The following is a 19,793-nucleotide window of genomic DNA, read 5'->3' as shown; positions in this document are numbered from 1 at the left end:
CAGCCCGCCCCCAGCCCCACGCATCCGGAAACCTCCCATGAGCCACACCATCCGCGTCGACGTCGTCAGTGCCGAAGCCGAGATCTACTCGGGCGAGGCGACGATGGTCGTTGCCACCGGCGAGCTGGGCGAGCTGGGCATCACCCCGCGCCACGCCCCGCTGATCACCCGCCTCAAGCCCGGCAAGGTCGTCGTGACCGAGGCCAGCGGCGAGAAGGTGGACATCTCCATCACCGGCGGCGGCATCCTCGAAGTGCAGCCGCAGGTGGTGACGGTGCTGGCCGACAGCGCGATCCGCTCGGCCGACATCGACGAGCAGGCTGCGCTGGAAGCGAAGCGTCGCGCCGAGGAAGCCCTGGCCAATCGCACCGACGCGATGGAAGTCGCCGAGGCGCAGGCCAAGCTGGCCGCGGCGATCACCCAGCTGCAGGCCCTCGAGCGCCTGCGCCGCACGCTCAAGCACTGAATCCGCGCCTCCCCGGAGGCCGCTGATCCACAACGCCGGCCTCGTGCCGGCGTTTTCGCATCCGCGTGTCGCCAGCGGGTCGGATCGGGCACAAGCGGCTGATATTCTTGCGGCCTTGCCCACGTACCAGGTGATCCATGGAAGCCACCGCCCTGCATGTCATCGTCCTCGCCGCCGGCGAAGGCAAGCGCATGAAGTCCAAGCGCGCCAAGGTCCTGATGCCGGTCGCCGGGCGACCGTTGCTCGGCCATGTGCTGGCCACGGCGCGGGCGCTGGGCCCGGCAGCGATCCACGTGGTCTACGGCCACGGTGGCGAGCAGGTGCGCGAAGCGTTCGCCGCCGATGCGGACCTGGGCTGGGTGCTGCAGGCCGAGCGGCTGGGTACCGGCCATGCGGTGGCGCAGGCGCTGGTGCAGGTGCCGGATGGTGCCCGGGTGCTGGTGCTGTACGGCGATGTGCCGTTGACCCGTGCCGACACCCTGCGCCCATTGGTGACGGCCGAGGGCCTCGCGCTGCTCACCACCCGCCTCGCCGCCCCATTCGGCTACGGCCGCGTGCTTTGCGACGAGGCTGCGCGCGTGATCGCGGTGGTCGAGGAGAAGGACGCGAGCCCCGAAGAGCGCGCGGTGAACCTGGTGAATACCGGTATCGTGGCCGCCGATGCGTCGTCGCTGCGGAGCTGGATCGGCCGGCTCGGGCGCGACAACGCGCAGGGCGAGTATTACCTCACCGATATCTTCGCGATGGCCGCAGCGGAGCATCGCCCGGCGCGGTCGGTGGAGTGCGCGGACCCGGTGGAAGCGGCCGGTGCCAACAACCCGTTGCAGCTGGCCGAGCTGGAAGCCCAGTACCGCCGTCGCCGCGCCGGGGAGCTGATGCTCGCAGGTGTGCGCCTGGCCGATCCGCTTCGCATCGACGTGCGCGGGACCGTGCAGGCCGGCAGCGACGTGGAGATTGATGTCGACGTGATCTTCGAAGGTGACGTGGCGCTCGGCGACGACGTCCGCATCGGCCCGTTCACCCGCGTGCGCAACACACGTCTGGCCAGCGGTACCGTGGTGCTGGCCCATTGCGATCTCGACGGGCTGGTGACGCATGGCCCCTGCACGATCGGCCCGTTCGCCCGCCTGCGCCCGGGGGCGGAGCTGGCGCCCGGCGTGCACGTGGGCAATTTCGTCGAGATCAAGAAGGCGAAGCTGGGCGACGGCAGCAAAGCCAACCACCTGAGCTATATCGGCGATGCCGAGATCGGTGCGGGCGTCAACATCGGCGCAGGCACCATCACCTGCAACTACGACGGTGTGAACAAGCACCTGACCCGCATCGGCGACGGTGCCTTCATCGGCTCGAACAGTGCGTTGGTAGCGCCGGTCAGCGTGGGTGCGAACGCCACCATCGGCGCCGGTTCGGTGATCACCAAGGATGCGCCGGCGGATGAGCTCACGGTGGCGCGCGGCCGCCAGCTCACCTTGTCCGGCTGGCAGCGCCCGACCACGCAGAAAAAGTAACGCCGGCGCGGGAGCCGCGTAGCGCTCAGGCGTAGCGCCAGCCGTCGACCTCCACCAGCAGTTCGCGCCGGCACACCTCGCCGTGCAGCAGCAGTGCCGGTACGCCGGACAAATGCCGGCGGAAGAAGTCCCGCACGGTCCGGGCGTCGCCCGGACGCCGGATGTAGGCCTTCAGCGGCGAGTGGGTGTCGAAGCCCGGGGGCATGCCGGCGGCGGCCAGCAAGGCTTCGAGGTTGGCGAGCGTCTCCGCCAATTGCGCGGGCAGATCCCCATGGTGTGCCGAGGCATGGCCGATCACCGCGGCGGTGCCGGAGATCGCCAGGGCATCGCCGGCCGGCAGCCGTACCGCCCGCGCGAAGCTGGGAGGGGTCGGCCCGTACTGGCGTGGGTAACGCCAGGCACTCACCTGGCGAGGATTCTCCACCCGGGCGCCGGGTTGCGAGCTGGCCAGCAGGTAGACCTGCAGGCGCCCGTTGCAGCCCGGGCTGCCGATGGCCGTCGCCGCGGGAAAGCCATCGACGAACGCCGCGCCCATCCCTCCTGCGCGACCGCTGCAGAAGCGCTTGTAACGTTCGCCGTCGCCGTCGCCCTGGTTGATGTCGGGCAGGTAGTTCCAGACCCGCAGCACCTGGGATTCGGCCTGCCCGACGAGGAATTGCGCCAGCTGCCGATACGCTTCCGCTGCGCACGTCTCGATGCTGCCGCACGCCGACTCATCGAGGCTCACCGAGGCGAACAGCCAGCCATCGCCGCGCGACCAGCGGATATCGCCGGTGCGGCCGCAGCTCACCGGCCCGGCCACCTCCCAGCACTCCAGTGGCGCGGGAGCGTCGAACGGTTCAAGCGGCAACCGCAGCCAGCGCGGATCGTCGGTCTCCTCCCGGCCGGCGCCAAAGCCGATGACCGCGAGCATGCCGGGTTCGGCCAGCGCCTGCGCGGCGTCCACGTTGCGGTACGACACCCGTGGCGCGCGGCAGACCATCGCTCGCGCGACTGCGCCTTCACATCCCTGAACCATGCGATCTACCGGGAACGACGAGGGCCCCATGGTACACTCCCGACCCGCTGCCACCGGGGGGAGGCACGGCTTTTTGGGTACGGATCCGAGCATGGCAGAGCAGACCACCGCACAACACGAACTGGCCACCCTGGTGGTCGAGAGCCTGAATCTCGAAACCGTCACCCCCGAGCAGATCGATCCCGACGCGCCGTTGTTCGGCGGCGAGCTCGGGCTCGATTCGATCGATGCGCTGGAGATTTCCCTGGCAGTGTCCAAGCGCTACGGATTCCAGCTGCGCTCGGACAATCCGGACAACCGGCAGATTTTTTCCAGCCTGCGGACGCTGTCGGACTACATCGAACAGCAACGCGCCCACTGAGCGGCTGCCGAGGCGCCGCAGCCGCCCGCGTGCGATCGCGCTCCGGCCAATGAGCGAGACCAGCATGTCCGCAGTTTCGGCCCGATGGGGAAAGCTCACGCTCCGACGCTCCCGGACGCGGCGTCCCGGTGATTTGGTGCATCCCCCTGTCCACACGTCGACGGTGGCTCGATGATCCGGATCGAAGGCGTGGCATGGCCGCCCAGCCAACACACCCCGGGCCACCTGCCACGTGGCGCCCTGCGCGGGGTGGAAGCCCGGCCGGCATGCAGCTTGTCGCCGCTCGAACGCTGCGTGGGTGGGCGCGCATGAGCACGTTCGCTCTTCCGTTCCGGGTGCCGATCGAGCATCCGTCCCTTCCCGGCCACTTCCCGGGCGCGCCGCTGGTGCCCGGGGTCGTCATGCTCGAGGCGGTCGCCGGCGCGCTGCGGGCGTGGCGTGGCGAGCGGCTGGCGCGAATTGCCGAGGCCAAGTTTGCCGCCCCGTTGCTGCCGGGCGAGGACGCCGAGGTACGACTCAGCGAATCCGCTGGCCGCCTGCGCTTCGAGATCCGTCGCGGCGAGGAGCTGCTGGCGCGCGGCGTGATCGAGGGAACCGCGGCGTGAGCGGGCACTGGCGGAGCCGTCCCGAGGGAGGCGGACATTTCGCACTTTGGCTGATCCGCAGCATCGCGCTGGTCTGTGGGCGGCGGCTCGCGCGGTTGTCGCTGTATCCGATCACCGCCTACTTCTACCTTCGTCGCGCACCCGAGCGACAGGCGTCGAAGCAGTACCTGACGCGGGTGCTCGGGCGCCCGCCGAGCCGGCGCGAGGTGTTCGACCATCTGTGGTGCTTCGCCGCAATCACCCTGGACCGCGTCTACCTGCTGGCGCGGGGCGATGACGATTTCGAGGTCGAGACCGAAGGGCTCGACCTGCTGGATGCGCACATCGCCAATCGCCAGGGCGTGTTGCTGATCGGTTCCCACCTGGGCAGTTTCGAGGCGCTGCGTGCACTGAGCACGCGCCGCCCGGAGGTCTCCCTGCGGGTCGTGCTGGACAAGCAGAAGACTCCGGCGATGACGGCGCTGCTCGAGGCGCTGGCACCGCAGATCGGTGCCGGGGTGATCGACGCTTCGCGGGATGGCACCTCGATCACCCTGGCGATGGCGGAGGCCTGCCAGGCCGGCTCGCTGGTCGCGCTGCTGGCTGACCGCGGGCGCGAGCACGAGGCGTTGCGCCACGTACCTTTCCTCGGCCGGCCGGCGCCGTTCCCGGTGGGGCCGTGGCTGCTTGCGCATGCGCTGCAGGTGCCGGTGATGCTGTGCTTCGGCCTGTACCTGGGGGGCAACCGCTATCGGCTGATATTCGAGCCGGTGGCCGATCGCGTGGCGATTCCGCGTGCCGAGCGGGCCGCGGCGCTGGACGCGCTTATCGCGCATTACGCCTTGCGGCTGGAACATTACGCGCGAATCGCGCCGACCAACTGGTTCAACTTCTATGACTTCTGGCAGCAAGATCTGCGCGCTCCCGCTGGCGCGGGGCCTGCCGACGCGGGCCGCCGCGTCGACGCCTGACGCGAGTGCGGCCGGTGTTGCCTTTGCCAGCCGTGACGCGCCGGCGCGTGACCCTTCATGTCTGCCTCCCCATGCTGACGGCGCCCCATGCCCATCGAGACTGATCTCGCTTCGTTGATCCCGCATGCCGGCCGCATGTGTCTGCTCGATGCGGTGCTGGCCTGGGATGCGACGACGCTCCACGCGCGCAGCAGCAGCCACGCGCTGCCGGACCATCCGCTGCGCACCGCGGCCGGGCTGCATGCGGTGCACCTGGCCGAATACGGGGCACAGGCGATGGCGGTGCATGGCGCGTTGCGCGATCGCGCGCAGGGCATCAACGGTGTGAAGCCGGGTCGGCTGGTCAGCCTGCGCGACGTATTGCTCGCGGTGGAGTTCGTCGATCCGCTCGCCGGCAGCGTCGACGTGCATGCCGAGTGCCTGTACGCCGATGATGCCGGCGCCCAGTATGCGTTCCGGGTCGAGCAGGGCGGCCGGTTGCTGGCCAGCGGGCGCGCCGCCGTGATCCATCCGTCACAGCCGGCGCCCGGCTGAATCCTTCGCCCGGCCGCTCAGGCCGCCGTGAACAGCACGGGGCGATGGTCGGCCGTGGCCAGGTCGTCCATGCCCTCGCGCAACGTGTCGCCGACGGAACTCGCGGCGCGCTCGACGATGGTGGTTGCCAGTGCCCTCAGCAGGGCGACGTTGTCGCGCAGGCGCGCGCGCACGCCGCGGTCGTCCAGGACGTCGTGCAGGGTCGCGTTCATCGCGGCGAACCAGGGCAGTTCGCGCTGGTCGAGCATCGCGCGCGGATTGCGCCCGCGAGAGCGCGCATGCCAGCGGCCGAAGAACGCCTGCATCCGCTCGTTCAGGGCGCGGGTCTGCTCCAGCTCCGGGCCCAGCTCGGCGAACAGCGCCGCGTCGGTCAGCCTCCGCTGGAATGCCAGTTGGCACAGCACGCCCCAGTAATAGGCATAGTCCCAGATCACCTTGATTGGCAGCACCTCGGCGTCGCCGAGCAACGGGTATTGCCCGCGGTAAAGCGCCAGGGTCGAGTCGTAGAAGGACTGGAACAGCCGCTCGTACAGCCGCACGCGCGGTGCCAGCTGCTCGCCCGCAAGGTCCTGCCGCACCAGTTCGGTGATGTAGGTGTTGGCGATGGCGATGAAGTCGGTGCCGGGCGAATAGAACGGATCGAGGAACGCGCCGGCCTCGCCGGTGAGCGCCCAGCGGTCGGTGCTGAACATGCGCGCACAGCCGTAGGAGTAGTCGCGGAAGAAGGCGAAGTCCATCAGCCTGTCCTCTCGCGCAGCCACTTCCCGCGCCAGCGCGGGCTGGTGCCTGGCCAGCCAGTCCAGCGCGCGCGGGAAGCGGTTGATCGATTCGACCGGATGCATCGCGGCATCGACCACGATGCCGACCGAGTGCGCACCGCAGGCCAGCGGAATCAGCCAGCACCAGTAGCCCGGTCCGCAAAGGTGATTGGTCGATCGCCAGCGCTCGCGCGGGGTGCAGCGGGCGCTCCATTCGGCGTCATCGCTCCATTGGTCGATGGCGATGCGGTCGTCGAGGCGGAACCAGGCGGCATGGGCGTGGTGGCCGTTGTCGCGGGTCAGGTCGAGCTGGCGGCGCAGCAGGCCGGCACGACCGGAGGCATCGAGCAGCCAGCGCGCCTGCATCCACGGTTCGCCGTCACCGGTGCAGAGCACGCGGTGTGGCGTATCGCCCTGACCAAGTTCGATCGATCGCACGCTGACGCCGTCGCGAAACGCGATGCCGCGTCGGCGCGCCTCCTCGCCGAGCAGGTTCTCGAAAATGCCGCGGTCGATCTGGTAGCTCGGCGTCGGCAGCACCTCGCGCACGCCCAGTTCGGTAACGGCGTCCAGATCGTCCCGTCCATGCGAGAAAAAGAAGCGGAAGCCGAACTTGCGCAGGTGGGCCTGTTCGAGATGATCGCGCAGACCAAGCGTCTCGGCGAGGTAGTGGGCGCCGATCTCCACGGTCGATTCACCGACCTTGTGTGCTGCGGCGGGCACCGGGTGCCCGCGGCGCTCGAGTACGACCACGTCCAGGTCGGGGCAGGCGTCCTGCAGCTGCAGCGCCAGGCACAGCCCGGCCAGCCCCCCGCCCAGAATCACCGCGTCGTGCGTCGTGCCGTCCATGCCCGTTCCATCCGTTGCGATATCCCGATTGTGCACGGCGTTCGCGGGCTACGGGTTCAGTGCGTGTGAACCTACAGGTCGTCGAGCACCTGCGGCCGGCGTTCGCGCGAGCCTCGGTAGCTCGCCACGATGTGGCCATAGTGGATCACCCGCCCGATGGTATAGGCGGTGATGCGGGTGACGTCGCGTACCGGCCGGAAGTGACTGCGCCGGAAGCCACCGTGGTAGCGCGAAGCGATCGGCACCGAGACGACACCCAGCCCCCGTTCGCGGCAGGCGGCAATCAGCAGGGCCGCCTCGAGCACGAAGTGCCCGGCCGGCAGTCCGGCCAGTGTCAAAGCCTCGGGCGGATACCAGCGCTGGCCGCTCTGGGTATCGGCGATCGGCTGCGCGCATGCCCAGGAGATGCCCCAGTCGGCCACCGCGTTGGCGCGGCGCCGGCCCTTCGGCTGCTGCGCGCGGTCCAGCAGGCGCGCGCCGATCACGATGTGACGCGGAAACCGTGCGGCTGCCGCGAGCATGCGCGGGATATCGGCGGCCAGGTGCTGGCCGTCGCCATCCATGGTCAGCACGGCCTCGTATCCCTGGCGGATGGCCTCGTGGAAGCCGCTGCGCAGCGCCTCGCCCTTGCCCCGGCGCTGGTCGTGCCGGATCAGCGTGACCGGCAGGTCGGCAACGACCTCCGGCGTGCGGTCGTTCGAACCGTCGTCGATGACGATCACCGATGCACCGAGTGCCAGCACCGAGCGCACCACCGCATCGATCGCCCTCTCCTCGTTGAGGCAGGGGATCAGCACGCACCAGCGAGGCAGGTTCAAGCGGGGTACTCCAGATCCATCCGCAGTCCCAGCGAGGCGGCGGCATCGGCTCTCGCCAGTGGCTCGCGACGCGCCAGCGGAACCAGCAGGCGCAAGGCCTCGGCAGAGGGATTGCCGGCCAGCCAGGCGGGCAACGGCTCCGGCCACGAAGGTGGACTCGAAGGTTCGGGCGTCAGCGTCAACCCGAGTGTCGCCAGGGCCTGCGAACCGGGCGGCGGGGCCAGCACCAGCGCCGCGCCGAAGGCCAGGGTGCAGCCGGTCACCTCGCTCAACGGACCGCTCGAGGCGACGTCGCTGCACACCAGCAACACCGGCCGCCGCTCGGCGGCGATCAGGCTGGCCGCTTCCAGCAGGCCGGCCCCGAAGCTTTGCCGGTGCGCACAGACTGCGCTGGAGGCGGCGTGGCAACCGGTGGCGATGGTCCAATATCCCGCCGGCGCGTTGTGCACGGAATTGTGGAATTTCGTCGGCGACAGCTCGGCCGGCGTTTTCGCCAGCGTGGTGCACAGGTAGTCGGTGATGCCCTGGTCGCCGTGGCTCGAGGTGAAAACGCAGGCCAGTTCGGCAGCGTCCCGGCCACTCATCGCCAGCGCCTGTCCGGCAACCTCGACGGCCAGCAGCACGCTCTCCGGAGCGCGCCGCCGCTCGTTGGCCGGCAGCACGGCCGCGGGAGGCCGCACGCCGGACGAGGGTGCCGCCGATCCAGCGAGCCATCGGGCCAGCTCGTCGAAGCCGGTCGCCTGCGGCGCCCACAGGCCGATCCCCTCGATCGCGGCGTACAAGGTGCTCATGCCGCCGTTTCGCTCCGTGCGAACACCAGGCAGGCATTGTTGCCGCCGAACCCGAACGAATTGCTCATCACGACCCGCAACTCGCGTCGCTCGGTCTGCCAGGCGAACGACGGGCCGCAGGCCGGATCGGGCGTGCGGATACCGACGTTGCCGGGTACGACGCCGTCGCGCATGGCCAGCAGGGCGATCACGGCCTCGAGGATACCTGCCGCCCCCAGGGTGTGACCGGTCAGTCCCTTGGTCGAGCTGGCGCGGGTGCGGGGGGCGAAGGTGCGGCCGAGCAGCGCCGCTTCGACCTCGTCGTTCTTCAGGCTGGCGGTGCCGTGCAGGTTGACGTAGTCGACCTGGCTTGCGGCGAGTCCGGCGCGGGCCAGTGCGTCGCGAAGGGCCAGCTCGGCGCCGAGGCCCTCCGGGTGCGGCGTGGACATATGGTGGGCATCGGTGGCCTCGCCGTATCCGAGCAGGCGGGGCGCAGTCGGTGCGGCGTCCGCGCGCTCCAGCAGCGCGAATCCCGCCGCCTCGCCGATGGAGATGCCGCGGCGTTCGGCATCGAACGGCCGGCAAGGTTCGGGCGACACCAGCTCCAACGCGTTGAAACCGAACAGCACGCTGTCGCAGAGCGTGTCCACTCCGCCGACCACGGCTGCATCGACGAGCCCCAGCCGGATAAGGCGTTCGGCACTGGCAAACACCTTGGCGCTGGACGAGCAGGCGGTGGACACGGTGAGGCAGGGGCCTCTCAGGTCCAGTGCGTCGGCCACGAAGGCGACCAGCGAGTGCGGCGCGTGGATGTCGGGGCGACGCAGATCGGCCGGCAGCCGGCCATCGGCGTCAAGTCGGCGGTAGCCCTCCTCGGTGGAGCCGATGCTGGACGTGGAGGTGCCGAGCATCAGTGCGACGCGGTGGGCGCCGTAGCGCTCACGGGCGGATCCGACACGCTCAACGAAGCCGTCCTGGCGCAGTCCGAGCCACGCCAGTCGGTTGTTGCGGCACTCCCAATCGGCCAGATGCGCGGGTAGCGGCATGTCTTCCACGCCTTCGACCCGGCCGATCCAGCAGGGTAGCGGGGAGCTGGAGATGTCGTTCGGACGCAACCCGCTTGTCCCGAGTGCCAGCGCGTGGGCGTGCGCGGTCAGACCGTGGCCGAGGGCCGAGGCGGCGGTATAGGCCGAGACGGCAAGGGGGGCTATCCGGTCGGGCATCCCGAAAGCCTAGCTGCGCCCTCGAGACTTGCCTAGCCGCGCGGAAGGGCTGCTGGATTGCCCGGGCAGGCCGGGCCGCGCACACTTTCCCGCTCCCGGTCCCGGATTGCCTGCGTGTCTCCAGTGCCCTCCCTGATGCGTTCGCGCCGTTATCTGTCCGATCGCGACGTGTGGCACGCCGCCGTCGTCAGTGTGGTCGCGCTGGTGCTCAGCGGCGGGCTGGTCTTCGTCGGTTACCTGGCGCACGTCTGGCGCGTCGCCTGGCGCAGCCCGCGCCAGGTCCCGTGGCCGATGGTGGTGCTGGTGTTCGGTCAGCGACTGGAGGGAGGCGAGCCAGGCGAGGACTTCCGCCAGCGCCTGGCCGCCGCGCTGGAGCTGGCGCGCTCGGCGCGCGCCGAGCGCCTGCTGTTGCTTGGCGGGTTCAGCGGCGGACAGGTGAGCGAGGCGGCTGCCGGCCACCGCTGGCTGCTTCTTCACGGGCTGCCGCCGGACATGCCGGTGCAGCTGGAACACGAGTCGACCGACTCGCTGGAAAACCTTCGCCATGCGCGGCGGCTGCTCAGTGCGGGCGACCCTGCGCACCGGTTGCCGCCGGTCGCCTTGCTGACCAGTCGATACCACCTGGCGCGTTGCCGGTGGCTGGCGCATCGGCTCGGTTTCGATGGCCAGCCGCTGGCCGCCGAGCCCCGGCTGCGACTCACGCCCCGGCTGCTGCGCCTGCTGGTGCTGGAGTCGGCCTACCTGATGTGGATCGATCTGGGCATGCGCTGGGCCGGTCTGGTGGGACACCGGCGGATGGCCGCACGCATCGGTTGACCCGGGCAGGCTTGCTAAACTTCGTTGCTTTGCCGGCAGAGGTGACCCAGCGATGAGCGAACAGGCCGAACGCGCCGAGGCTTTCCTGCGCGAGCTGCAGGACCGCATCTGCTCAACGGTGGAGACTGCCGACGGCGGCGCGCGCTTCGTCGAGGACGCCTGGACCCGCGAGGGCGGCGGCGGCGGGCGCACCCGCGTGCTGCGCGACGGCGCGGTGTTCGAGCAGGCCGGGGTGAACTTCTCCCGCGTGCATGGTGACCGTCTGCCGCCCAGCGCCACCGCACACCGGCCGGAACTGGCCGGCGGCAGCTTCGTCGCCACCGGCGTGTCGCTGGTGCTGCACCCGAAGAATCCGTATGTGCCGACTACTCACGCCAACGTGCGCTACTTCGAGGCCAGCAAACCTGGCGTGGAGCCGGTGTGGTGGTTCGGCGGCGGCTTCGACCTGACCCCGTTCTACCCGTTCGACGAGGACGTGGTGCACTGGCACACGGTGGCGCGCGACCTGTGTACACCGTTCGGCGAGGACGTCTATCCCCGCTACAAGCGCTGGTGCGACGAGTACTTCTTCCTCAGGCACCGCGGCGAGACGCGCGGCGTCGGCGGGCTGTTCTACGACGATCTGAACGAGGGCGGTTTCGAGCGCTGCTTCGAATTCACCCGGGCGGTCGGCCAAGGCTTCCTCGACGCCTACCTGCCGATCGTGGCACGCCGTCGCGACACGCCCTACGGCGAGCGCGAGCGGCAGTTCCAGCTGTACCGGCGCGGTCGCTACGTGGAGTTCAACCTGGTCTACGACCGCGGCACCCTGTTCGGGCTGCAGTCGGGCGGGCGCACCGAGTCGATCCTGATGAGCCTGCCGCCGCAGGTGCGCTTCGAGTACGCCTACCAGCCCGAGCCGGGCAGTGCCGAGGCGCGGCTGGCGGACTACCTGAAGCCACGCGACTGGCTGTGAAAGTCAGATGCGAGAAGTGAGAGCAGGCCCAAGCTCGGCATATCGCCGCTCTCTCTCGCTCCTCACTCCTCCTCGCTCACTTCTCGCCTTTCAGGGCGTATCGCCGCCGAACTTCACCGGCGTGGCGCCCTTCACCGGGCCGATCTGCGCGCTGTCGCTGACCTGCAGCACGACGTCGCGGCGGAATTCCAGGGTGCCCTGCACCACCGCGTGCGGGCCGATCACGACGTGGGGCGGGCGATGATTGTTCCAGTGGAACCAGCCGCTGGGCTTGTCGACCAGGATGCCGCCCTCGACGCGCGAATCGGCACCGACGGTGATGTCGCCGCTCACCGTGCCCAGGCCGCCGGCGACGTGGGCGTCGTCCAGCGAGATCGCACCGTTGACGTTGGACACCCGTCCGCCGACGTCGGCGTCCTTGGCTAGCCGGATGGCACCGTTGACCGCCTCGATCTTGCCGCTGACACGGGCGCCCGTGCCCAGCGTGACGGCACCGTTGACCGTGCCCACTTCGCTGGCCTGCGCCTTGTCGCCGAGCTCCACCGAGCCGTTGACCGTGCTGGCCTTGCGCACCAAGGCGCCGTCCTCGACGTGCACCGAGCCGTTGACGGTGCTGGCGTCACCGACCTGCTGGCCGGCCTCCACGTGGACACTGCCGTTGACCTTGTCGATGCTGTCCTGGGCGCTCGCGGCCAGCGGCACGGCGAGAGCGAGGGCGAGGGCGAGGGCGAGGGCGAGTGCAGTGCGGCGCATGGGGTTCTCCTTGGCGGGAAGGGGGCTGGCACGTGGCGTGCGCTGCCGTGGGTCGATCTCCGTTTCTGATGCACGCGCTGCCCGGTCGGTTTACGTGACCTTCGGCACGGGGCGGATTTGACGGGTGCGGCCGGGCGCTTCACCATTTCGGCTTTCATGCCGACCGCCAACCCACCATGCACAAGCTCGTCCTGATCCGTCACGGCCAGTCCCAGTGGAACCTCGACAACCGTTTCAGCGGCTGGGCCGACGTCGACCTGACCGCCCAGGGCGTGGCCGAGGCGCGCGAGGCCGGCGCACTGCTGAAAGAGGCCGGCTACCGCTTCGACGTGGCGCACACCTCGGTGCTCAAGCGCGCCGTGCGCACCCTGTGGGGCGTGCAGGAGTCGCTGGACCAGATGTGGATTCCGGTGGTCACCGACTGGCGCCTCAACGAGCGCCACTACGGCGCGCTGACCGGCCTGAACAAAGCCGAGACCGCCGCGAAGTACGGCGAGGATCAGGTGAAGATCTGGCGCCGCAGCTACGACACCCCGCCGCCGGCGCTTGAGCGCGCCGACAACGAGGCGCTCTCCGATCCCCGCTATGCCGGGCTCGATCCGGCGCTGATCCCCGACACCGAGTGCCTGAAGGACACCGTCGCCCGCGTCCTGCCGTACTGGCACGAAGTACTGGCGCCGGCGATCCGCAGCGGCCAGCGCGTCGTGGTGGTGGCGCACGGCAACTCCATGCGGGCCCTGGTGAAATATCTCGATGGCATCTCCGACGAGAAGATCGTCGAGGTCAACATCCCGAATGGCATTCCGCTGGTCTACGAGTTCGACGCCGAGCTGCGGCCGATCCGCCACGAATACCTGGGCGACGCCGAGGCGATTGCCGCCAAGATGGCCGCCGTGGCGAACCAGGGCAAGGCGAAGTAAGGCTTGCTGCCGGGGTGACGGCTGTCACCCGCGATGGCTGTCAGCCGCACGTCGCCAAGGTGGATGCCGTTCGCTAGTCTTGTCCCGTTATCGACACGGATGCCCGACATGACGCCGAACCTCGCTCCCATTGCCATCATGGTCCCCGTGCTGGGCTTTGCGGTCTGGCGCCGCGTTCGCAGTCAGTTCGGACGTCAGCCGATCCGGCGGGGACGGATGATCGCGCGTATCGCCGTGTTTGCGGTGATCGGGGTGCTGGCGGCGCTCGGCGGAATGCTCAACCCGCGGCTGCTGGAGGGTCTGGCCGGAGGTGCGGTGCTGGGGGCCATGCTGGGCATGTTCGGGCTTCGCCTGACTCGTTTCGAGCGCAGTCCCGACGGTAGCGACGGCTACATCCCCAATCCCTGGATCGGCGGCCTGCTCACCGCGCTACTGGTTGCCAGGCTGGCTTGGCGCTTTCTGGTGGTGATGCCGCAGATGGAGCACCTGCAGACAGGTGCGGGGGCGCCGCCGCCGATCGGCAACAGTCCGCTGACTCTGCTGGTGTTCGGTCTTCTGATCGGCTACTACATCACCTACTTCAGTGGCCTGCTGGTGCACCACCGTCGCTTCGAACAGGCCCAGACGGCCGCTCGAACCCCGTAGCAGGTGCCTACAGCGCGTCGTTGTCCAGTTCGCCGGTACGGATGCGGATCACCTGGTCCAGCGGGCTGACGAAGATCTTGCCGTCGCCGATCTTGCCGGTGCGCGCGGCGTTCTGGATCGCCTCGACCACGCGCTCGAGCTGCTCGTCAGCGACCGCCACCTCCAGCTTGATCTTGGGCAGGAAGTCGACCACGTACTCGGCCCCCCGGTAGAGCTCGGTGTGGCCCTTCTGGCGACCGAACCCCTTCACCTCGGTCACCGTGATGCCCTGGACACCTACGTCGGCGAGTGCCTCGCGCACATCGTCGAGCTTGAAGGGCTTGATGACTGCCGAAACCAGCTTCATGAATGCTCCCGGATCTGAAGGCGCAGGCGACCTCGCTGCGCGGACCGGCATTTTGCGCTCTCCTTGGCACGGTGTCGCCCTCGATCGGGCTGTGTAGGAAAATGCCTACAAACTCCGACGGAGCCCACCGATGGCACCCCCAAAGCACGTTTACATAGACTTCATTTCGACGAGTTCGAGGCGCCATCCATGATGGACAGGCAGGACATTGATCAACTTGCCCTGCGACTTGTTTCGTTGGTACCGCCAGGATTGGCGCACGCGCATCAGGATCTGCGAACCAACTTCGGCGATGTCCTGGCGCACGGATTGCGCCGCCTTGATCTGGTCACCCGCGAAGAGTTCGATGTCCAGAGTCAGCTGCTGGCACGTACCCGTGCCAAGGTTGAAGAGCTGGAGAGGCGCGTCGCCGATCTGGAGACGATAGCCGCTTCGCGCGGTTCCTGAAGCAGGAAAGTCTCCCGGGAGCCGCCCCCGACCTGTCACCCTCACCCCGAGAACGGTCGGGGGCGGTTATTTACGCCCCAAAGGTCGGAGTGGTTTGCATGCGCGCTTTTGGCGTCCTCCCTTCCTGTTCCTGCGCGCGCCCATGAGCCTGGCCGTCACCCTCAGCCGTGCCCAGGAAGGGGTGGCTGCGCCGCAGGTGATGGTCGAAGTGCATCTCTCAGGTGGCCTGCCGGGCACCAATATCGTTGGCCTCCCCGAGGCGGCCGTGCGAGAGGCTCGGGACCGTGTGCGGGTGGCCATCCAGAACACCGCGTTCAACTATCCGGACCGCAAGGTCACCGTCAACCTGGCGCCTGCCGAGCTGCCCAAGGACGGAGGCCGTTTCGACCTGGCGATCGCCCTGGGCATTCTCGCCGCCGGCGGGCAGGTGCCGCGCGACAAGCTGGATGACTGTGAATTCCTCGGAGAGTTGGCGCTTTCGGGGGCGATCCGCGGGGTCTCGGGCGTGGTGCCCGCTCTGTTGCGGGCCCGCGCTCGCGGCCGGCGCATGGTGGTCCCCAGGGCCAATGCAGCCGAGGCAGCGCTTGTGCCAGATGTCGATGTAATGGTGGCCGACAGCCTGGCCGAGGTCTGCAGCTGGCTGCACGATGCTTCGTCGCTTGCCCCGCCGCAGGCGGAGATGGCCGGGGATACCGGCCAGCCCGGCCGCGGCCCGGACATGAGTGACGTACGCGGCCAGTTGCAGGCGCGCCGGGCCTTGGAGATCGCCGCTGTCGGCGGTCACCACCTGCTGCTGGTGGGGCCGCCCGGGACCGGCAAGACCATGCTGGCCGAGCGGCTGCCGGGCATCCTGCCGCCGCTGACCGAGGTCGAGGCACTGGAAACTTGCGCCGTGCTGTCGGTGACCGGCCAGCCGGTGGATCCGTCGAAGTGGCGACGGCGTCCGTTCCGCGCGCCGCACCACACGGCCTCGGCGGTGGCGCTGGTCGGCGGTGGCTCCTACCCGCGGCCGGGCGAGATCTCGCTGGCCCACCATGGGGTCCTGTTTCTCGACGAGTTGCCGGAATTCAACCGACATGTGCTCGATGTCCTGCGTGAGCCACTCGAATCGGGCCAGATCATGATTTCCCGCGCTGCCCGGCAATCGAGTTTTCCGGCCCAGTTCCAGCTCGTGGCGGCAATGAATCCGTGCCCGTGCGGGTATGCGGGCGACCCGCGCCAGCGCTGCCATTGCACGCCCGACCAGATCCAGCGCTACCGCGGAAAAATCTCCGGGCCGCTGCTGGACCGCATCGACCTCAGTGTGGAGGTTCCGCGCGTGCCGCTGGCCGATTTGGGCGCACCGCCGAGCGAACACGACGAGGACTCGGCGACCGTCCGCCAGCGGGTGATTCGAGCCCGCGATCATGCGCTTCAGCGGGCCGGGCGTCCCAATGCCGATATCAGCACCCGCGAGCTCGAGCGCGACTGCGCGCTCGGGTCGGCCGAGCGGCGTTGGTTCGAGTCGGCGCTGGAGCGCCTGGGGCTCTCGGCCCGTGCCTATCACCGCACCCTGCGGGTGGCGCGCACCATCGCGGACCTCGATGGCGGTGCCGGACTGCTGGACCGGGCCCACCTGGCCGAAGCCCTGCAATACCGGCGCTTCTAGGGGCCACCGTCAATTCTTGAACTCGGGAGTATTGACTTCCCGCCGTGGCGGTCTATTATCTGCACCCGTCGGTTCGCAAATGTCCCGACCCCCGCGCCCCGGCATCGGTCTCCCCCCTCCCCCCGATGCCGGGGCCATTCTTTCTCCCCTTGCCTGTTTCCGCGCTGGACGCCGCGCGGAGTGCCGTGCTCCGATAGGGCGCCGGACGCGCACAGGAAGCACGTATGACGATGGAACCCGGCCTCCTGTTGACCGCCCTGCTCGCGGTTGGCTTCGCGGCCCAGTGGCTGGCCTGGAGGGTTCGACTGCCCGCCATCGTGTTCCTGCTGCTGGCCGGCATCGTGTTCGGCCCGGTATTGCAGCTGGTGCATCCGGACCGCCTGCTCGGCCCCCTGCTGTTTCCCGTCGTGTCGCTCGCGGTCGCCCTGATCCTGTTCGAGGGCAGCCTGAGCCTGCGTTTCGGCGAGTTGCGCGGGATCGGTGGCGCGGTGCGAGGGCTGGTCAGTTACGGGGCCATTGCCGCCCTGCTGATGCTGGCAGCGGCAGCGCATCTGCTGGCGGGGTTGAGCTGGGATATCGCCCTGCTGTTTGGAGCATTGACCTGCGTGACCGGGCCGACGGTGATCGCGCCGATGCTGCGCACCTTGCGCCCCAACGCCCGCATCGCCAGCACGCTGCGCTGGGAGGGCATCGTGATCGATCCGCTGGGGGCGCTGTTCGCGGTGCTGATCTATGAGGCGATCGTTTCGCGCGAGCAGGGACACACCATCGGCGTGTTTCTCGCCACCATCGGCAGCGGCGCGGTTGCCGGCACGGTGGCGGCGCTTGTGCTGGGCCAGCTCCTGCGTCGCCAGATGATCCCCGAATACCTGCAGAACTTCGGCACGCTTGCAGCCGTGCTGCTGACTTTCAGCCTGTCCAACGCCCTTGCGCACGAGTCGGGCCTGCTGGCGGTCACCATCATGGGGGTCGCGCTGGGCAACATGCGCAATCTGCACGTCGATGACATCCTCGACTTCAAGGAACACCTGACCACGTTGCTGGTGTCCAGCCTGTTCATCCTGCTGGCTGCTCGCCTGCCCTGGCCATTGCCGTCCGGCATGCTGATGGCGGGTATCGGCATCCTGCTGGTGTCGCAGGTGCTGATCCGTCCGCTGTCCGTGGTGATTGCGACTGCCGGCAGTTCGCTGGGCTGGCGGGAACGCGCGCTGATCGCCTGGGTCGCACCGCGCGGCATCGTTGCAGCGGCGGTCTCGGCGCTGTTCGCCCTGCGGTTGGATGCACTGGGCATGCGCGGAGCGGATGCACTGGTGCCGCTGGTGTTCATCCTGATCATCGGCACCGTGGTACTCCAGGGTGCGACGGCGCGGCCGCTGGCGCGTTGGCTCGGCCTGGCCGAGCCCGAGCCGCGCGGCGTGCTGGTGTTCGGTGCCGACGAAGTGCCCCGTGCGGTGGCCAAGGCCTTGCACGATGGAGGGATCCGCGTGGTGCTGGCCGACGACGACTGGGAGGGTATCCGTCGCGCCAGGATGGATGGCTTGGCCACGTTCTTCGGCAATCCGGTCTCCTCCCATGCCGACCGCCATCTGGAACTCGCCGGCATCGGCCGCTTGCTGGCGATGTCGACGCACCGCGAGCGCAACTCGCTCGCATGCCTGCACTACCGCGAGGAGTTCGGTCGCGGCAAGGTCTATCGGCTGCGTAACCTTGGGCCGGACGAGACGACCGGGCGCGCCGCACTGGCCGACAGCCTGCTTGCTCCGCCGCTGTTCGAGGAGGGCATGACCCATGGCCGCTTCGCCGATCTGCTGGCGCAGGGGTGGAGGGTCAAGTCGACGCGCCTTACGGCAACTTTCGACTGGCCGCATTTCGTGGAGCAATACGGCTCGACCTCGATCCTGCTGTTCGGCATCGAGGAGAAAGGGGCATTGCGGGTGGCTTCGGCCAAGCGCGAGCTGGAGCCCCGGCCCGGCTGGACGGTGATTGCCCTGGTGCCCCCGGCCGCCGCCGCGGAGGCGTGAAAAAGAGCGCGGGCCTAACGCTCGCGCTCTTTTTCAGCAACGCTCCCGGGGAATCACGCCGCGTGAGTGAACTGCGCTTCTTCGGTCGAACCGGTCAGTGCCGTGGTCGAGGACTGGCCCTGCTGGATCGCCTGGGTCACCTGGTCGAAGTAGCCGGTACCGACCTCGCGCTGGTGCTTGACCGCGGTGAAGCCGCGCTCGGCGGCGGCGAATTCCTTTTCCTGCAGCTCGACGAAGGCGCTCATCTGGCGACGCGCGTAGCCGTGGGCCAGGTCGAACATGCCGTAGTTGAGGCTGTGGAAGCCGGCCAGGGTGATGAACTGGAACTTGTAGCCCATCGCGCCGAGTTCCTTCTGGAACTTCGCGATGGTGGCGTCGTCCAGGTTCTTCTTCCAGTTGAAGCTGGGCGAGCAGTTGTAGGCCAGCAGCTTGCCCGGGAACTTCGCGTGGATCGCCTCGGCGAACCTGCGCGCGTCCTCCAGGTTCGGCTTGCTGGTCTCGCACCAGATCAGGTCGGCGTACGGCGCATAGGCGAGGCCGCGGCTGATCGCCTGGTCCAGTCCGGGCTTGACCCGGAAGAAGCCCTCGACCGTGCGCTCGCCGGTAATGAACGGCTTGTCGTTCGGGTCGATGTCGGAGGTGAGCAGGTCGGCGGCATCGGCGTCGGTGCGGGCGACGATCAGCGTCGGCACGCCCATCACGTCGGCGGCGAGGCGCGCGGCGTTGAGCTTGTCGACCGCCTCGCGGGTCGGCACCAGCACCTTGCCGCCCATGTGGCCGCACTTCTTCACCGAGGCCAGCTGGTCCTCGAAGTGCACGCCGGCGGCACCGGCCTCGATCATCGCCTTCATCAGCTCGAACGCGTTGAGCACGCCGCCGAAGCCGGCCTCGGCGTCGGCCACGATCGGCACCATCCAGTCGGTGCCGTCGTTGCCTTCGGCATGGTGCAGCTGGTCGGCGCGCAGCAGGGTGTTGTTGATGCGCTTGACCACCTGCGGCACCGAGTTGGCCGGATACAGCGACTGGTCCGGATACATCTCGCCGGCCAGGTTGGCGTCGGCCGCGACCTGCCAGCCGGAGAGGTAGATCGCCTGCAGGCCGGCCTTGACCTGCTGCATCGCCTGGTTGCCGGTGAGTGCGCCCAGCGCGTTGACGAAATCTTCGCTGTGCAGCGACTTCCACAGGCGCTCCGCGCCGCGCCTGGCCAGCGTGTGCTCGATGCCGACCGTGCCGCGCAGGCGCGCCACGTCCTCGGCGCTGTAGTTGCGCCGGATACCACTCCAGCGCGGGTTGTTGCTCCAGTCGAGCTTGATCTGATCGGCGGCGGGCAGGGTGTTCTTCATGATGGACTCCGGGTAGCAGATACGTGCTTTGGTGCGTCG

21 protein-coding genes are annotated in these 19,793 nt (G+C 69.0%); 13 read left to right on the top strand and 8 right to left on the bottom strand.

Going from position 1 to position 19,793, the window contains the following annotated elements; all coding sequences use genetic code 11:
* Positions 1 to 37 precede the first annotated feature (37 nt).
* Together NC595_RS00735 and glmU are read left to right on the top strand one after the other, a co-directional pair.
* Positions 38 to 466, top strand: coding sequence for a F0F1 ATP synthase subunit epsilon (locus NC595_RS00735; protein WP_253564220.1), 429 nt, complete (start codon positions 38 to 40; stop codon positions 464 to 466).
* 137 nt (positions 467 to 603) lie between these two features.
* Positions 604 to 1,974 carry a bifunctional UDP-N-acetylglucosamine diphosphorylase/glucosamine-1-phosphate N-acetyltransferase GlmU gene (gene glmU / locus NC595_RS00730; RefSeq protein ID WP_253564219.1) on the top strand — a complete coding sequence of 457 codons (1,371 nt, stop codon included), beginning with the start codon at positions 604 to 606 and terminating at the stop codon, positions 1,972 to 1,974.
* A gap of 25 nt (positions 1,975 to 1,999) precedes the next feature.
* Here the strand turns inward: glmU and NC595_RS00725 are convergent, their stop codons facing one another.
* Positions 2,000 to 2,935 (bottom strand): chorismate transformation FkbO/Hyg5 family protein, encoded by a 936-nt coding sequence (locus NC595_RS00725; RefSeq protein WP_484489112.1) that lies wholly within the window; start codon positions 2,933 to 2,935, stop codon positions 2,000 to 2,002.
* A gap of 148 nt (positions 2,936 to 3,083) precedes the next feature.
* On the opposite strand from NC595_RS00725, the gene NC595_RS00720 reads away from it, so the two are divergent.
* From NC595_RS00720 to NC595_RS00705, 4 genes are all read left to right on the top strand, one after another.
* The gene (locus tag NC595_RS00720) at positions 3,084 to 3,353 is read left to right on the top strand and encodes a phosphopantetheine-binding protein (RefSeq protein WP_253564217.1); all 270 of its coding nucleotides are present in this window, start codon (positions 3,084 to 3,086) and stop codon (positions 3,351 to 3,353) included.
* A 308-nt stretch (positions 3,354 to 3,661) separates the two neighbouring features.
* Positions 3,662 to 3,958 carry an ApeI family dehydratase gene (locus NC595_RS00715; RefSeq protein ID WP_253564216.1) on the top strand — a complete coding sequence of 99 codons (297 nt, stop codon included), beginning with the start codon at positions 3,662 to 3,664 and terminating at the stop codon, positions 3,956 to 3,958.
* Complete coding sequence (locus NC595_RS00710; protein WP_253564215.1) at positions 3,955 to 4,908, top strand: lysophospholipid acyltransferase family protein; 954 nt, start codon at positions 3,955 to 3,957, stop codon at positions 4,906 to 4,908. Before NC595_RS00715 ends, NC595_RS00710 begins: the two co-directional genes overlap by 4 nt.
* Positions 4,909 to 4,995: 87 nt before the next feature.
* The gene (locus NC595_RS00705) at positions 4,996 to 5,442 is read left to right on the top strand and encodes a hotdog family protein (protein ID WP_253564214.1); all 447 of its coding nucleotides are present in this window, start codon (positions 4,996 to 4,998) and stop codon (positions 5,440 to 5,442) included.
* Between the two features lie 17 nt (positions 5,443 to 5,459).
* Here the strand turns inward: NC595_RS00705 and NC595_RS00700 are convergent, their stop codons facing one another.
* The 4 genes from NC595_RS00700 to NC595_RS00685 all read right to left on the bottom strand — a co-directional run bounded on the left by NC595_RS00700 (position 5,460) and on the right by NC595_RS00685 (position 9,860).
* Entirely contained in the window at positions 5,460 to 7,049 is a 1,590-nt protein-coding gene (locus NC595_RS00700) for an NAD(P)/FAD-dependent oxidoreductase (protein ID WP_253564213.1), read from the bottom strand.
* A 71-nt stretch (positions 7,050 to 7,120) separates the two neighbouring features.
* Entirely contained in the window at positions 7,121 to 7,867 is a 747-nt protein-coding gene (locus tag NC595_RS00695; protein WP_253564212.1) for a glycosyltransferase family 2 protein, read from the bottom strand.
* Positions 7,864 to 8,658: a beta-ketoacyl synthase chain length factor gene (locus NC595_RS00690; protein ID WP_253564211.1), complete on the bottom strand. Its 795-nt coding sequence runs from the start codon at positions 8,656 to 8,658 to the stop codon at positions 7,864 to 7,866. Before NC595_RS00690 ends, NC595_RS00695 begins: the two co-directional genes overlap by 4 nt.
* Entirely contained in the window at positions 8,655 to 9,860 is a 1,206-nt protein-coding gene (locus NC595_RS00685; protein WP_253564210.1) for a beta-ketoacyl-[acyl-carrier-protein] synthase family protein, read from the bottom strand. The genes NC595_RS00690 and NC595_RS00685 overlap by 4 nt, the downstream gene beginning before the upstream one ends.
* 114 nt (positions 9,861 to 9,974) lie before the next feature.
* Between NC595_RS00685 and NC595_RS00680 the strand changes: the two genes are divergently transcribed.
* Together NC595_RS00680 and hemF are read left to right on the top strand one after the other, a co-directional pair.
* A complete protein-coding gene (locus NC595_RS00680; protein ID WP_253564209.1) occupies positions 9,975 to 10,676 on the top strand; it encodes a YdcF family protein in 702 nt (233 codons plus the stop codon).
* Positions 10,677 to 10,728: 52 nt separating this feature from the next.
* On the top strand, positions 10,729 to 11,631 hold the full coding sequence (hemF, locus tag NC595_RS00675) for an oxygen-dependent coproporphyrinogen oxidase (RefSeq protein ID WP_253564208.1): 903 nt from the start codon (positions 10,729 to 10,731) through the stop codon (positions 11,629 to 11,631).
* A 90-nt stretch (positions 11,632 to 11,721) separates the two neighbouring features.
* On the opposite strand, the gene NC595_RS00670 is transcribed toward hemF, so the two are convergent.
* Positions 11,722 to 12,384: a DUF4097 family beta strand repeat-containing protein gene (locus NC595_RS00670; RefSeq protein ID WP_253564207.1), complete on the bottom strand. Its 663-nt coding sequence runs from the start codon at positions 12,382 to 12,384 to the stop codon at positions 11,722 to 11,724.
* A gap of 176 nt (positions 12,385 to 12,560) precedes the next feature.
* On the opposite strand from NC595_RS00670, the gene gpmA reads away from it, so the two are divergent.
* Complete coding sequence (gene gpmA, locus NC595_RS00665) at positions 12,561 to 13,304, top strand: 2,3-diphosphoglycerate-dependent phosphoglycerate mutase (RefSeq protein WP_253564206.1); 744 nt, start codon at positions 12,561 to 12,563, stop codon at positions 13,302 to 13,304.
* 108 nt (positions 13,305 to 13,412) lie between these two features.
* Positions 13,413 to 13,949 carry a CcdC protein domain-containing protein gene (locus NC595_RS00660; protein WP_253564205.1) on the top strand — a complete coding sequence of 179 codons (537 nt, stop codon included), beginning with the start codon at positions 13,413 to 13,415 and terminating at the stop codon, positions 13,947 to 13,949.
* A 7-nt stretch (positions 13,950 to 13,956) separates the two neighbouring features.
* Here NC595_RS00660 and glnK read toward each other — a convergent pair whose 3' ends face one another.
* Positions 13,957 to 14,295, bottom strand: coding sequence for a P-II family nitrogen regulator (gene glnK, locus NC595_RS00655; RefSeq protein ID WP_017463314.1), 339 nt, complete (start codon positions 14,293 to 14,295; stop codon positions 13,957 to 13,959).
* A 189-nt stretch (positions 14,296 to 14,484) separates the two neighbouring features.
* Here glnK and NC595_RS00650 point away from each other — a divergent pair, with 189 nt between their 5' ends.
* From NC595_RS00650 to NC595_RS00640, 3 genes are all read left to right on the top strand, one after another.
* Entirely contained in the window at positions 14,485 to 14,742 is a 258-nt protein-coding gene (locus NC595_RS00650) for an accessory factor UbiK family protein (protein WP_253564204.1), read from the top strand.
* A gap of 142 nt (positions 14,743 to 14,884) precedes the next feature.
* A complete protein-coding gene (locus tag NC595_RS00645; RefSeq protein ID WP_253564203.1) occupies positions 14,885 to 16,390 on the top strand; it encodes a YifB family Mg chelatase-like AAA ATPase in 1,506 nt (501 codons plus the stop codon).
* Between the two features lie 224 nt (positions 16,391 to 16,614).
* Positions 16,615 to 18,411, top strand: coding sequence for a cation:proton antiporter (locus NC595_RS00640; protein ID WP_253564202.1), 1,797 nt, complete (start codon positions 16,615 to 16,617; stop codon positions 18,409 to 18,411).
* Positions 18,412 to 18,464: 53 nt separating this feature from the next.
* Here NC595_RS00640 and aceA read toward each other — a convergent pair whose 3' ends face one another.
* Positions 18,465 to 19,754, bottom strand: coding sequence for an isocitrate lyase (gene aceA / locus NC595_RS00635; RefSeq protein ID WP_253564201.1), 1,290 nt, complete (start codon positions 19,752 to 19,754; stop codon positions 18,465 to 18,467).
* Positions 19,755 to 19,793: the final 39 nt, after the last annotated feature.

This window comes from Dyella lutea, from assembly GCF_024158035.1.
Classification (GTDB): domain Bacteria; phylum Pseudomonadota; class Gammaproteobacteria; order Xanthomonadales; family Rhodanobacteraceae; genus Dyella_A; species Dyella_A lutea.
The sequence above is the reverse complement of the archived record's forward strand: the minus strand, read 5'-3'. Positions and strand labels throughout refer to the sequence as shown.

Bases quoted from the DNA above. Each gene is read 5' to 3' on its own strand.
- NC595_RS00735 (WP_253564220.1), top strand. From the start codon at position 38: ATGAGCCACACCATCCGCGTCGACGTCGTCAGTGCCGAAGCCGAGATC.
- glmU (WP_253564219.1), top strand. From the start codon at position 604: ATGGAAGCCACCGCCCTGCATGTCATCGTCCTCGCCGCCGGCGAAGGC.
- NC595_RS00720 (WP_253564217.1), top strand. From the start codon at position 3,084: ATGGCAGAGCAGACCACCGCACAACACGAACTGGCCACCCTGGTGGTC.
- NC595_RS00715 (WP_253564216.1), top strand. From the start codon at position 3,662: ATGAGCACGTTCGCTCTTCCGTTCCGGGTGCCGATCGAGCATCCGTCC.
- NC595_RS00705 (WP_253564214.1), top strand. From the start codon at position 4,996: ATGCCCATCGAGACTGATCTCGCTTCGTTGATCCCGCATGCCGGCCGC.
- NC595_RS00700 (WP_253564213.1), bottom strand. From the start codon at position 7,049: ATGGACGGCACGACGCACGACGCGGTGATTCTGGGCGGGGGGCTGGCC.
- NC595_RS00690 (WP_253564211.1), bottom strand. From the start codon at position 8,658: ATGAGCACCTTGTACGCCGCGATCGAGGGGATCGGCCTGTGGGCGCCG.
- NC595_RS00685 (WP_253564210.1), bottom strand. From the start codon at position 9,860: ATGCCCGACCGGATAGCCCCCCTTGCCGTCTCGGCCTATACCGCCGCC.
- hemF (WP_253564208.1), top strand. From the start codon at position 10,729: ATGAGCGAACAGGCCGAACGCGCCGAGGCTTTCCTGCGCGAGCTGCAG.
- NC595_RS00670 (WP_253564207.1), bottom strand. From the start codon at position 12,384: ATGCGCCGCACTGCACTCGCCCTCGCCCTCGCCCTCGCCCTCGCTCTC.
- gpmA (WP_253564206.1), top strand. From the start codon at position 12,561: ATGCACAAGCTCGTCCTGATCCGTCACGGCCAGTCCCAGTGGAACCTC.
- NC595_RS00660 (WP_253564205.1), top strand. From the start codon at position 13,413: ATGACGCCGAACCTCGCTCCCATTGCCATCATGGTCCCCGTGCTGGGC.
- glnK (WP_017463314.1), bottom strand. From the start codon at position 14,295: ATGAAGCTGGTTTCGGCAGTCATCAAGCCCTTCAAGCTCGACGATGTG.
- NC595_RS00650 (WP_253564204.1), top strand. From the start codon at position 14,485: ATGATGGACAGGCAGGACATTGATCAACTTGCCCTGCGACTTGTTTCG.
- NC595_RS00645 (WP_253564203.1), top strand. From the start codon at position 14,885: ATGAGCCTGGCCGTCACCCTCAGCCGTGCCCAGGAAGGGGTGGCTGCG.
- NC595_RS00640 (WP_253564202.1), top strand. From the start codon at position 16,615: ATGACGATGGAACCCGGCCTCCTGTTGACCGCCCTGCTCGCGGTTGGC.
- aceA (WP_253564201.1), bottom strand. From the start codon at position 19,754: ATGAAGAACACCCTGCCCGCCGCCGATCAGATCAAGCTCGACTGGAGC.